Annotated in this window: 9 protein-coding genes; 3 read left to right on the top strand and 6 right to left on the bottom strand. The window is 46.9% G+C overall.

Annotated features, from left to right (window positions below; translation table 11 throughout):
* Positions 1–24: 24 nt before the first annotated feature.
* Positions 25–777 (bottom strand): DUF502 domain-containing protein, encoded by a 753-nt coding sequence (locus SIB41_RS11540; RefSeq protein WP_041374634.1) that lies wholly within the window; start codon positions 775–777, stop codon positions 25–27.
* A gap of 69 nt (positions 778–846) precedes the next feature.
* Positions 847–1,461: an HpsJ family protein gene (locus tag SIB41_RS11535; RefSeq protein WP_413361545.1), complete on the bottom strand. Its 615-nt coding sequence runs from the start codon at positions 1,459–1,461 to the stop codon at positions 847–849.
* 86 nt (positions 1,462–1,547) lie between these two features.
* Here SIB41_RS11535 and queG point away from each other — a divergent pair, with 86 nt between their 5' ends.
* The 3 genes from queG (at position 1,548) to SIB41_RS11520 (ending at position 5,992) form a co-directional block, all read left to right on the top strand.
* Positions 1,548–2,522 carry a tRNA epoxyqueuosine(34) reductase QueG gene (gene queG, locus SIB41_RS11530; RefSeq protein WP_413359107.1) on the top strand — a complete coding sequence of 325 codons (975 nt, stop codon included), beginning with the start codon at positions 1,548–1,550 and terminating at the stop codon, positions 2,520–2,522.
* Between the two features lie 9 nt (positions 2,523–2,531).
* Positions 2,532–3,425: a tetratricopeptide repeat protein gene (locus SIB41_RS11525; protein WP_413359105.1), complete on the top strand. Its 894-nt coding sequence runs from the start codon at positions 2,532–2,534 to the stop codon at positions 3,423–3,425.
* Between the two features lie 77 nt (positions 3,426–3,502).
* A complete protein-coding gene (locus SIB41_RS11520) occupies positions 3,503–5,992 on the top strand; it encodes a DNA gyrase/topoisomerase IV subunit A (RefSeq protein ID WP_413359103.1) in 2,490 nt (829 codons plus the stop codon).
* 35 nt (positions 5,993–6,027) lie between these two features.
* On the opposite strand, the gene purF is transcribed toward SIB41_RS11520, so the two are convergent.
* From purF to dnaN, 4 genes are read right to left on the bottom strand one after another with little or no spacing between them, the layout of a single operon-like run.
* A complete protein-coding gene (purF, locus tag SIB41_RS11515; protein WP_413359101.1) occupies positions 6,028–7,485 on the bottom strand; it encodes an amidophosphoribosyltransferase in 1,458 nt (485 codons plus the stop codon).
* A gap of 59 nt (positions 7,486–7,544) precedes the next feature.
* Complete coding sequence (purL, locus tag SIB41_RS11510) at positions 7,545–9,929, bottom strand: phosphoribosylformylglycinamidine synthase subunit PurL (RefSeq protein WP_413361543.1); 2,385 nt, start codon at positions 9,927–9,929, stop codon at positions 7,545–7,547.
* Between the two features lie 57 nt (positions 9,930–9,986).
* Entirely contained in the window at positions 9,987–10,763 is a 777-nt protein-coding gene (locus SIB41_RS11505; RefSeq protein ID WP_063404363.1) for a hypothetical protein, read from the bottom strand.
* Positions 10,764–10,766: 3 nt separating this feature from the next.
* The gene (gene dnaN / locus SIB41_RS11500; protein WP_413359099.1) at positions 10,767–11,933 is read right to left on the bottom strand and encodes a DNA polymerase III subunit beta; all 1,167 of its coding nucleotides are present in this window, start codon (positions 11,931–11,933) and stop codon (positions 10,767–10,769) included.
* Positions 11,934–12,326: the final 393 nt, after the last annotated feature.

Raw genomic sequence — 12,326 nt, 5'->3', positions numbered from 1 at the left:
ACACAAGAACGGGAGGAGACGAACTCAAACCTGGGTCGTAGTCGTAGAAGACGGGGCAGTATTAGAACGCAATTGAGTCATCAAGCTTGAGAAACTGCGATTCATAGGAGGCTCTTGTTCATCAGGGTTCACAATTCCTGCTGAAATAATTGTGCGGAAAGCATCCTCCACGGAAATATTTAAATTGCGAACAGAAGACTCCGGCACCAAGGTATACCAGCCTGTGGTGGGATTGGGAGCCGTGGGAATAAACACACTAAGCAAGGGCTGATCAAGCTCAGCTTGTAGTGAGGGACCTACCAAACCGGTCACAAACCCAACACTAAAAAGGCCCTCACGGGGATATTCCACCAACACTACTCGACGAAAACGCTTCGAATTATCTCTTAGGAAAGTTTCCAAAAGCTGTTTAAGCGTCTTATATACCGATCCAGCAAGAGGTATCCGAGAAAGAGTTCCCTCACCAAACTCAAGCAGCCAACGTCCAACAATATTGCGAGCCATCAAGCCAATCAAAAGGATGCCAAGCAATGGCACCGTAAGGCCCAGGCTCAAATTAATCAGATCCTGAAGAAGTGGATTAAGGGTGATGAACGGATTGACCTGTTTGGGGATCGACGTAAGAAATGCCAGTACAAATCTGCTGACAGTGGTAGCCAACCAGATCGTTGTCGCCAAAGGTATGACTACCAACAACCCTGCAATGAGATCGTTCTTGAGATCCTGCTGAAGCCTTGAGGTCAGCGGAAGATCTGTTCTGGGATTGGACTGCACCAAGGAAAGTCTGAGGCCAAAAGCGGACTTGATTGAACCAACCTAACCAGCTGTCTGACTTCTGCCGAGTTTTTACAGCACCGCTGTGAGCGCCAGCAACACAAAAGCCACTGCAAGCACAACAGCACTAAGGGTGCCACCAAAACGACGCTGATTCACTGCAAGATTGCGCTGCCGCTCCATTTGCTGGATCTGCTGATCCATCTGAGCCAATTGACCAGCGACGAAATCATTGGCTGCCTTTTGCTGATCTTCATCGGTTGCAGTAGCAGGCAACTGACCAGCTTGTGCAAGCTGATCACCAAGGACCTTAAGAGCTTCAGGGTTCTGAGCCTGTCTACGGGCTTCCTGAAGCTGATCTCGCCTTTGCTTCAAAGTTTGATTTGCCTGACCAGCGAGGGTCTGATTACCGGAGATCGCCATTGGAATCACTGCGATCATGGCAATAGCAAAAAGACTAGAAAAAGCACAAATCAGCCAGCGAATCGGCAGTTTTGCTTTACCTGGATGATCCAGCCTGGAACTGATCAACATCAGCAACAGACCTATAAATCCCATCGGAGAAAGCGTAACCAAACGCTGAACCATCACTTGCTGAAACTCCGCCGACGCCCAATCGCTTGCACCAAGCAAGACAACCATCTGCAACAGCAGCAAAATCACGAGGGTGAGTCCGAGCCAGCGCATCAAAGGAGTTAAACGACCGGCTGAACTTGATCCCAACTCAGAAGCAGGCAAGGCACGATGCCAAAAGGTAATCAAGTGTACGGTTGATGGTTGTGAAAATCTGCGCCAACCAAGATCAACTCAGCCATGAGCTCAAAGAGCAAGCAAAAAAACAAGGTTTTGATCCTGTAGGAATTGCCAGGTTCCCTGGTAGTGACCGACTCCAACTTCGCTCCGCTGCTCTACAGCGCTGGCTAAAAGCTGGTCATCAGGCTGACATGGCATGGATGGCCTCATCGCAAAGGCAACAGGCGGACCAACTACTCGAAGGGATGACAAGCCTGCTGGCGGTAGGTCTGAACTACTTCGTCAATGTACAAAGAGCTCCAGGCAAATTATTAGTTGCTCGCTATGCATGGGGACGGGACTATCACCGAGTGATCAAGCAAAGGCTCCGAAGAGTAGGTCGCTGGCTTGAACAACAGCGACCTAACTGCCGCTGGAAAATCTGCGTAGATACCGCTCCATTACTCGACAAAGCCTGGGCAGAAGAGGCCGGTCTCGGTTGGATCGGCAAGCACAGCAACCTGATCAATACCCAGCGAGGTTCATGGATGGTGCTGGGTCATCTTCTTTGCACCGAACCACTCACCCCAGACCAACCCGCCAAGTCCCTGTGCGGCAAATGCCAATCCTGTCTGGAGATATGTCCCACCGAAGCCATCACCGAACCTTTTGTGATCGATTCACGTCGATGCCTGGCCTACCACACAATCGAAAACCGCAACCCTGACTTACCAGAAAACATTGTGAGGTCCTTGGGGAATTGGGTCGCCGGATGTGACATCTGTCAAGACGTCTGCCCATGGAATCAACAATCTCTTCCCCATAGCAATGATCCTGATGTACAGCCTCGTGATTGGTTACTCAAGCTGACGCGCAATCAAGCCCTCTCATGGAGCGATACAACTTGGAGTGAACAATTACGCGGATCTGCTCTGAAAAGAATCAAACCATGGATGTGGCGTCGAAATGCAGCCTCAACGCAAACCAACAAACCTCCTACGCTGCAAAACAACTAAATCCATGGAATGAAACTGAACCAGCTGCGATATAAACCGCTTAATGGCTGGCTCAGAGGAGCTGTTCTAGGGCTCATCACCACAATTGTGGCAACACCTCCGACTCATGCCCTCATTCCCTACGTCTACGAGCCAAGTCCTCTTGAATTAAAAGGAGCCAGCCTCGGCATTGGACGCACAGCCGCCCAATTGCTGCAACTGGGTCAACCAAAAGAGGCCGCGCTCTTGGCAGCACTAGCTGTCCGACTGCAACCAGAAGATGAGCGTCTCTGGTCAATTTTTGCAGAAGCCCAACTACGCAGCGATCAACTTGATGCTGCAAGCCATTCTCTAGCGCGAGCAAAACAACTCAACCCCAAGAAAGCAGGCCTTTGGTTCGCTGAAGCTTCCCTTGCCCTGCGCGATAACCGGCCTGCAGACGCCGTGAGCCTCCTCATCCAAGGTCTAGAACTCGACCCAAATAATGCTGGTGCTTACTTTGATCTAGGCAACGCAAGAGTGATGCAAGCCAATCTTCAAATCGCTCTCGAAGCTTTTGAAAAGGCATCCGGCTTGCAGCCAACATTCTGGGAAGCCGTTAACAACCAAGGAATCGTGTTGTTTGAAATGGGCAAAATCAAAGCTGCCATCAACCGCTGGCGGCGTGTACTACAAATCAAACGCAATGCTGAACCAATGCTTGCCCTTGCGGCTGCATTGAATCAAATCAACCCTGGCAGCACAGAAGCACTCGCACTTGCCAACCAAGCTCTTGCAGAAAATCCAAATTACGTCTTACCAAGACACCAGAAAGAGCAGCTCTGGGGAGAGCGCCTTCGCCAAGCCACTAGTCATTTACTGACAAACCCAAATCTACGATCAGCTGTGGAACGAGCTGAAGCCAACGCTGATACAAACCAATAGGCACTGATCAACAATGCTGGTATCCGCTAAGTAGATCTGTAGGCTGAGCGCTTTAAGCCCTCTAATCCCAAATCTGGATGGCCGAGGAGCGCCTTCAACCAATCGCATTGCATCAAGAGATGCAACGCTCCTATCTCGAATACGCGATGAGCGTAATCGTAGGAAGAGCATTGCCCGATGCCCGAGATGGCCTCAAGCCAGTTCAGCGGCGCATCCTATTTGCAATGCACGAGCTAGGCCTGACGCCAGATCGTCCCTATAGAAAATGCGCCCGTGTTGTTGGAGATGTCCTAGGGAAATATCACCCTCATGGCGATCAAGCCGTTTACGACGCACTCGTTCGACTCGTTCAGAACTTTTCAAGCCGTTTCCCAGTATTGGATGGACACGGCAACTTCGGCTCCGTTGATGACGATCCGCCTGCGGCCATGCGTTACACAGAAACGCGTCTGGCTTCAATCGCCCATATGGCGTTGTTGGATGAAATCGGAGAGGAAACAGTTGATTTTACTGCGAATTTTGATGGCTCCCAACAGGAACCCTCAGTACTGCCAGCCCAACTTCCCTTCCTGCTACTAAATGGTTGTTCGGGAATCGCCGTAGGTATGGCGACCAGCATTCCACCCCACAACCTTGGCGAAGTGGTCGATGGATTGATTGCCCTGATACGCAAACCCGATCTCAGTGACGACAAATTACTTGGTCTAATTCCTGGCCCAGACTTTCCAACTGGTGGAGAGATCCTGCTGGGCACTGGCATCCATGAAACCTACCTCAAAGGACGCGGAAGCATCCCAATGCGTGGCGTGGCCCATGTCGAAGAAATACAACCTGGTAAGGGTCGGCACCGCCGAAGTGCTGTTGTCGTCACTGAATTGCCCTATCAACTCAGCAAAGCTGGTTGGATCGAAAAACTGGCAGATCTTGTTAACAATGGAAAAATCGGTGGCATTGCCGATATTCGCGACGAAAGCGACAGAGAAGGAATGAGGATAGTGGTGGAACTTCGCCGAGATACCAACCCAGAGAATGTTCTCGGCGATCTGCATCGACGCACCTCCTTACAAAGCAATTTCGGTGCAATTCTTCTGGCTCTTGTTAACGGCCAGCCCCAACAACTTTCACTGAGAAAATTATTACAAACTTTTCTCGAATACCGAGAACTCACAGTTATCCGAAGAACCAACCATGCCCTAGGAAAAACAAAAGCTCGCCTGGAAGTGGTGGAAGGATTAATCACAGCATTGAACGCACTACAAGCTGTCATTGCAATGATCCAAGAGGCTGCCGATGCTGCTGCTGCAAGAGCCCGTCTGATGGTGCAATTAGATCTAAATGAAAAACAAGCCGACGCTGTTCTGGCAATGCCACTAAGACGACTTACGAGTCTGGAACAAAGCAGTTTGAGGCAAGAAGCGAAAGAACTACAAGGAAAACAAGAACAACTTCAATTCCTTCTTGAAAATCGAGAAAGCATGCTGGAAGTACTCATTCAAGAACTTCGACAGCTCAAAAAACGCTTTAACAACCCCCGCCGAACTCGCCTTGTGGAGGGTGGCGATGATCTGGTCGCTGAGCGAGCGGCAAACCAAAGACCGAATGCGGAAGTTCAACGACAACAAGCACTATCCGCCCTGCCAAGTGATGGACGAATACTCATCCAGCAAGACAGCCAGGTGAAGGTAATGAGCCCTCAAATCCTCGGTCGACTTCACCTCAACGAAGCTTGCAAACTCAGCGATGGACCTTCGCCAGCCAGATTGATCTTGCCAATTGAACCAGCCCCACGTCTACTTGCGGTGACAAACAATGGTCGAGTAGCTCTAGTCCGCTGGGAATTTGCAGGGCAACAACCCGGGGCGCTGGAACGCTTCCTACCAGGAGGATTAGAAAAAGAAACATTGATCAATATATTCCCCTTGCCCGTAGATCAAAATCTAAGCCTAGGCCTACTTAGCAGCGATGGACGCTTCAAGCGATTACCCATAGAAGAAGTAATGGAACTTTCCGGAAGAGCAGCAACCATTGTTAAATTGAAAGATGGTGTTATCTTAAAATCAGCATTCATTTGCAAAGCAAATGATGATGTTGTTCTAGCAAGTAATATAGGGAGAGTAATCAGAATTAATGTTAATAACGACAGCATGCCATTGATGGGGAAATTAGCTCAGGGGCCTATGACAATGCGACTATTACCAGAAGAAATGGTCGTTGGAGCAGTTTCTTGTCCACCAAACTGTGAAAGCACTGTATTACTTGCCACACGCCTAGGTAAATTCGCCAAAATATTGGTCTCTTCGATAAGAGTCTGCCAGAGAGGAGATTTAGGGGAAATAGGATTAACAATAAAAGATTCAAGCCGAGATCAAGATCGAGTCGTTGACATCTGTAATGGCAATAGGTTGGTCGGCCTAGTCAGTAGCCAAGGTCGCCATGGCCGTATTGAAGCTGGAAAGCTGGAACTGACCATACCGATCAAACCAAGTCTAAATATCGTGGAATTAAAAGACAACGAAGAAATTCAAAAACTGGTGCCACTAATCACAACTAATAATATTTTAGATTAAACATTTAACACTTAAGTCCTTGATGATCACCTTTATTAAGACAATTGTGTGCGTTCTATCCAATCGAGATATTCAGAAGTAACTGTCCCTGTAATATACTCTCCGGTAAAACAAGAAAGCTCAAGTTCAGAAACACCTGAACCTTCAACAATTGCTGCTTCTAGATCAGCAACCTCTTGATAGACCATGTGATCCGTTGAAAGTTCAGAAGAGATTTCAGGAATAGTGCGATTATAAGCAATCAGCTCATGACGATTTGGCATATTTATACCATAAACATGTGAATACCGCACTGGTGGTGCTGCAGAGGTAAACGTGACTTTATTCGCACCAGCAACTCGAGCCATTTGTACTATCTCCTTCGAAGTCGTACCACGTACAATTGAATCATCAACAATTAAAACATTCTTATTCTTAAATTCTGTTCCCATAGCATTTAACTTTTGTCTAACAGATTTCTTACGTTGAGCTTGTCCAGGCATGATAAATGTACGGCCTACATAACGATTTTTAAAAAAGCCCTCACGATATTCAATCCCCAGCTGTCTAGCCACTTGCATAGCAGCAGGCCGTGAAGAGTCAGGAATTGGCATCACAACATCTATATCTCCAGATGGCGTGTACTTTGCAATAGTTTCTGCAAGTCGATCCCCCATCCTTAATCGAGCCTCGTAAACCGAGATTCCACTCATCACTGAATCAGGTCGAGCAAGATAAACATACTCAAATGAACATGGCACAAGACGCGGATTTTTCGCACACTGACGTGAATAAAGCTCGCCATTTTGAGTAATGAAAATCGCCTCACCAGGATCAACATCCCTAACAATCTGATAATCACCATTCTCTAATACCAATGACTCACTAGCGACAATCCACTCATCAGCACCTTCTAAAGACTTACGTTTACCAAGTACCAATGGCCTAATCCCAAACGGATCACGAAAGGCAAGAAGACCGTGCCCTGCAATCAAAGCAATAGATGTATAAGAACCTTCTACTCGTTGATGTACAGATGTAACAGCATCAAATACCTGATCTGGAGTAAGGTCACTGCCATAAATTTTCAATTGCAATTCAGTAGCTAGAACATTAAGCAACATCTCCGTATCACTCTTTGAATTTGTGTGGCGACGATCAATATTGAACAAGTCGCGATCAAGCTCTCGAGTATTAGTAAGGTTACCGTTATGAATAAGAATGATTCCGTAAGGAGCATTCACATAAAATGGTTGTGCTTCTTCTTCCCGCTCAGCTGCACCCTTTGTTGCATATCTAACATGACCAAGACCAATATTACCGATTAAGGAACGCATATCACGTGTGCGATAGGCCTCCCGCACTTGCCCCCTTGCCTTATGCAAGTGAAAAACACTGCCATCCATGGTGGCTATGCCAGTAGAGTCCTGACCCCGGTGCTGTAGAAGCAGCAAGCTGTCATAGATCTGCTGATTGACAAGCGCAGTAGAAACAATGCCAACAATGCCACACATGTGAAGCTCAACTCCTCAAATGCATAAGCCAAGGAAGACATTTTGCACCAAAGCTCAACTCAGACGCTTGAAGAGAGATCCAAGCCCATACGTCGAGGGATTGCCTGCTCAAAGCACTCCCTCAGCTGATTCAAAGGAAGCTGAACCAAGCGATTGCCAGCCTGAGTGATCAACAACTCCTCATCAGCCGTAACAACACCAAGGTACTGATCAAACACTGAGCCAGGGGATGTGGTCTTTGCCTGATTTAAAACCTTTTGCCAGGCAGTAGCCTGCGTGGATGGAACACTCACCAAGATGCGTGAACCACCTTCAGCAAATAACAAGCGATCCAATCGAGCATCGCTGGATGGTAACTCAATATGTGCACCCAAATTTGCAGCGATACAACACTCAGCAACTGCAACTGCAAGACCTCCATCACTTAGATCATGAGCAGAGCGAACAAATCCTTCAGTAATAGAATTGCGTAGGAAAGATTGAACTAAACACTCAAGTTTCAGATCAATCTCCGGAGGCCTACCCGTAACTAAACCATGAATACATTCAAGATAACTACTACCCGCAAGGCTAACGCGAGGATCAACAGCAACTGTTGTATCGATAGGCACCCCTAAAAGCCAAATCAAATCACCAGGCTCAAACCAAGCCTGACCACACACATTTACAAGATTATGAACTAAACCAACCATTCCAACAACTGGTGTTGGGTGAATAGGTTGTATTTTTCCATCAGCTAAGCGAGTCTCATTATATAGAGAAACATTTCCTCCAGTTACTGGTGTTGAAAAAGTCTTGCAAGCCTTAGAAAGACCACGACAAGCTAAAGCCAATTGCCAATACCCAGTAGGCGTTTCCGGAGAAGGAAAATTGAGATTATCTGTGACAGCCAAAGGCTCCGCACCAACACAACTAAGATTTCTGGCCGCTTCTGCTACAGCGGCCATAGCACCACGTTCTGGATCAAGAAAAACCCATCGATTAGGACAATCAACAACTGCCGCAACTCCCCGCTTTACCTCATCTACAGAGCCTTTACCTTGCTGTGGACGTAATCTCACAACAGCAGCATCAGAAACTCCTGGGGCTGAAACTGTATTGGCTTGAACCTGATGGTCATATTGACGATAAACCCAACGTTTTGAAGCAATCGTAGGGTCATCAAGTAACTTTAGAAGAATTTCATCCCATGAAAGATTGCTACCAAAATGAGATTGTGAATTTAAATTGATCCCTTTTAAACCAACAACTGGTAATAGATTCTCCTGCCAGTCCCATTTGGCCTGAATCTCTAGCGGAGGATCACTCACTAATTCATGTCGATCAATTGGAGTGTCATCAGCCAATGCATTAGCAGGCACCTCAGCAACAACTTCTCCTTTTTGCAAAACACGAACCACCTTCTCTTCAAGAACGCAACCAACAATTGCTGCTTGCAACCCCCAACGGATAAATCTCTCCATCAAAGATTGCTCTTGTCCAGGCTTCACCACAAAAAGCATTCTCTCTTGAGATTCAGAAAGTAAAAACTCATATGGAGTCATCCCAAGCTCACGAGCAGGAACTCGATCAAGATCGAGTTCAATACCAAGACCACCCTTAGCAGCCATCTCCGAACAGCTACAAGTAAGACCAGCCGCACCCATATCCTGAGCAGCAACAACATCGCCACTCTTAAAAGCTTCAAGACAAGCTTCAATTAAACCTTTTTCCAAAAATGGATCACCAACCTGAACCGCAGGACGATCATCCAAAGAAGCTTTTGTGAGCTCTGCACTAGCAAAACTGGCACCACCCATACCATCACGACCAGTTGTACTACCGACATAAATCACCGGATAACCAACACCATGAGCCCCAGAACAAACAATCTCATCTGTTTCCATCAGCCCAAGAGCCATTGCATTAACTAACGGATTGCCGGAATAACTGGAATCAAACGCCACTTCACCACCAACGGTAGGAACTCCCACGCAATTGCCGTAATGAGCTATACCTTCAACGACCCCCTCCATAAGACCAACATTACGTTCATCTTCAAGAGGTCCAAAACGTAAAGCATTAAGAAGCGCAATAGGCCTTGCACCCATAGTAAAAATATCTCTCAAGATTCCACCAACACCTGTAGCAGCTCCTTGAAAAGGTTCCAATGCAGAAGGATGATTGTGGCTTTCGATTTTGAAAGCCAAGCTCTGCCCATCTCCTAAATCCACGACACCAGCATTTTCTCCAGGACCAACCAAAATCCGATGACCACTTGTAGGAAAGCTGCTGAGCAAAGGCCTTGAATTGCGATAACAACAGTGTTCAGACCACATCACACCAAACATTCCCAGCTCCACTCGGTTAGGTGCACGTTGGAGACGACGACAAATCTCGTCGTAATCATGTGGTTTAAGACCTTCATGACGTAAAGCCGCAGCCACGTCATAGTCAACTCTCAAATCGGGGCCCTGACACACGAGATCTAACTCATCTCTTCCCAGTTTTGCTTATAAAGCTCAAACCCAAGGATCATCCTGACCATCGCCTCTACCGTCCGGACGGCCACGGCGACGTAACTCTTCAGTTGATTGGGAAAAATTGTCAGTCTGTTGATCATCCCAACCTTCTAAGGGATCCATTTCAGCCATATCAGAAGACTTCCAAGAACGCTCAACTGGTTCATCCCAGGGAGGATCCTCCAACCAGCCTTCCAAACGATCACTGGCCCGGTCACCCATCTTGTGAAGTTGATCGCGCCAATGACGGGAACGCTTAATTAAACCCTGACGAACACTGGAATGAACCAAGGGAAGATCATCTAAACCACGCAAAGCAGTAGCAACCATTCCTGGTTGCTGATCAACAATCCGATCAGTGGTTAATCGCCATCGACTACTGCCTGGAAGCCGAGGATCACTGCGAGAGACCAAATAATGAAGGATTTTCCCTGTTGTGGGAATAAAAACAAAATCAGCCACCAAACCGAGGCGGTGCCCATCGCGATCCAACAAATCAGCATCTAACAAAGTCGGAAGACGCTCAAGCGTGATCTGATCAGAAACAGCCGGTTGCCCTTTAACAAAAACCTCTTGCTCATTAATCCCACGCGACTGATCCAAACGCCAAACATCCCTCGACACTCGAAGTGCTGATGGACGACTAACCCAACCAAGTAAACGATGAACAGGAGGATGCATCCAAGGCATTACACCAGGGCCGTGATCCAACCCCTGATCACAACGTACACGATGATGCAACAAATCACTCAATAAAATCTGATCAGGAAGATTCAAAGTTCAAGAACGAATTTGTACTGGCATCACCAAATATGTAAAACCAATATCATCATCCTTTGGCGAAATAATTGCAGGTGTAGTTGGAGCATTACAGCGCAGTACAATACGGTCACTATCCATCACCTTCAAACCATCTAGTACATAACGAACATTAAAAGCAATCTGAACAGCGTCCCCAGTAAATTCAGCCGATAGCGATTCAGAACCACTGCCTACATCCTGAGCATCAGCACTAATTTCTAGAAGCTCAGAAGTATTGTCACCACTAACCTTTACAACATTGTTATGTTGATCAGCTAATACAGCTATTCGTTCTAAAGCTGCAATAAAAGCACGCCGATCAACATCGAAACTCCGAGCAAATCCATCAGGAATTAACTGACGATAGTTAGGATAGGTACCGTCTAATGTTCGACTAGTTACGACTTGATCAGCAGCTAAAAACACCACCTGACCTTTTTCACAAAACAAACTCACTTGATCATCACCACGCCATCCAGCGATCAAACGCTCTACTTCGCGCAGAGAGCGAGAAGGAAGCGTTACGGAAAAATTCTCACCTTCATCATCCATCTCAGATGAGACCGTAGTCTCAACAGCTAAGGCATCTGCCAAGCTTAAAACGGCAAGGCGGTGACCATCAGTTGCCGCTGCTTCCATCGCTTTACCATCAAAATGCAGATGAACTCCTGTTAGTAACTGTTTGGCTTCATCTGAACTGCTAGCAAAAAGAGTTCCTCGAAGAGCTTTCAAAAGAGCCATCGCATTAACCTTGACAGCCTTACCACTTTCAACAAGAGGTAATTCAGGAAAATCATCAGCAGACATCCCACGCATCTGATAACTCCCGCTTGAACTTTTGAGTTCAACCTGTTCACCAGCCTCATCAGTGGCCAAAGTGATAGGTGAATCACTTGAAAGCCTTGAAACAATTTCCCCTAATAGGCGCGCAGGCAAAGTAATCGCGCCACTCGATTCCACCGAGGCAGTCAATACCGTTTGAATACCAAGGCTCAGGTCAAAACCCGTGAGGCTGAGACGATCGGTGCCAGCATCAGCAGTGAGAAGAACGTTGGCTAGCACTGGATGAGTGGGTCGTGAAGCCACGGCTCTGCTAACGAGCTGTAGTGCTGTATTGAGTTCAGCCTGTGAACAAACCAGTTTCATTGAATCAATGTCACGACTAGAACAAAAACGCTGAAGAGGTCTCCCAGAATTTCACAAGCCAGCAAGAAGTGCAATGGCAGATCATTCTCATTGATAACCTCCCGTCTTTATTAATTAAATTATTAAAAGAAATTAAAAGAACCGTAGTAGTAGGGCTTGAGGAAATCGTGGAAAATTGTACAAATCCTTTATGGTGACTGGGCTCTAATGGTTATAGACTTGTGGAAAGGATAGTTGGACATGTGGAGAGATGGCGTTCTTTCCACATTTTAATCAACTGGGGAAAAGGCTGAGGTTTTTAAATGGTTGGGTTTTGCGGCCTTTTCCCCAATTTCAATAATAATTTGAGCATGATTTCCACAGTCAGATTTTAGATGGTCTATTCGAGATGCT

It is taken from the genome of Prochlorococcus sp. MIT 1201, from assembly GCF_047303415.1.
GTDB classification, from domain to species: Bacteria; Cyanobacteriota; Cyanobacteriia; order PCC-6307; family Cyanobiaceae; genus Prochlorococcus; species Prochlorococcus marinus_D.
The sequence above is the reverse complement of the archived record's forward strand: the minus strand, read 5'-3'. Positions and strand labels throughout refer to the sequence as shown.

Excerpts from the sequence above, each read along its gene's own strand:
- SIB41_RS11520 (WP_413359103.1), top strand. The coding sequence starts at position 3,503 with ATGGCCGAGGAGCGCCTTCAACCAATCGCATTGCATCAAGAGATGCAA.
- SIB41_RS11525 (WP_413359105.1), top strand. The coding sequence starts at position 2,532 with ATGAAACTGAACCAGCTGCGATATAAACCGCTTAATGGCTGGCTCAGA.
- SIB41_RS11535 (WP_413361545.1), bottom strand. The coding sequence starts at position 1,461 with ATGCGCTGGCTCGGACTCACCCTCGTGATTTTGCTGCTGTTGCAGATG.
- dnaN (WP_413359099.1), bottom strand. The coding sequence starts at position 11,933 with ATGAAACTGGTTTGTTCACAGGCTGAACTCAATACAGCACTACAGCTC.
- queG (WP_413359107.1), top strand. The coding sequence starts at position 1,548 with ATGGTTGTGAAAATCTGCGCCAACCAAGATCAACTCAGCCATGAGCTC.
- purF (WP_413359101.1), bottom strand. The coding sequence starts at position 7,485 with ATGTGTGGCATTGTTGGCATTGTTTCTACTGCGCTTGTCAATCAGCAG.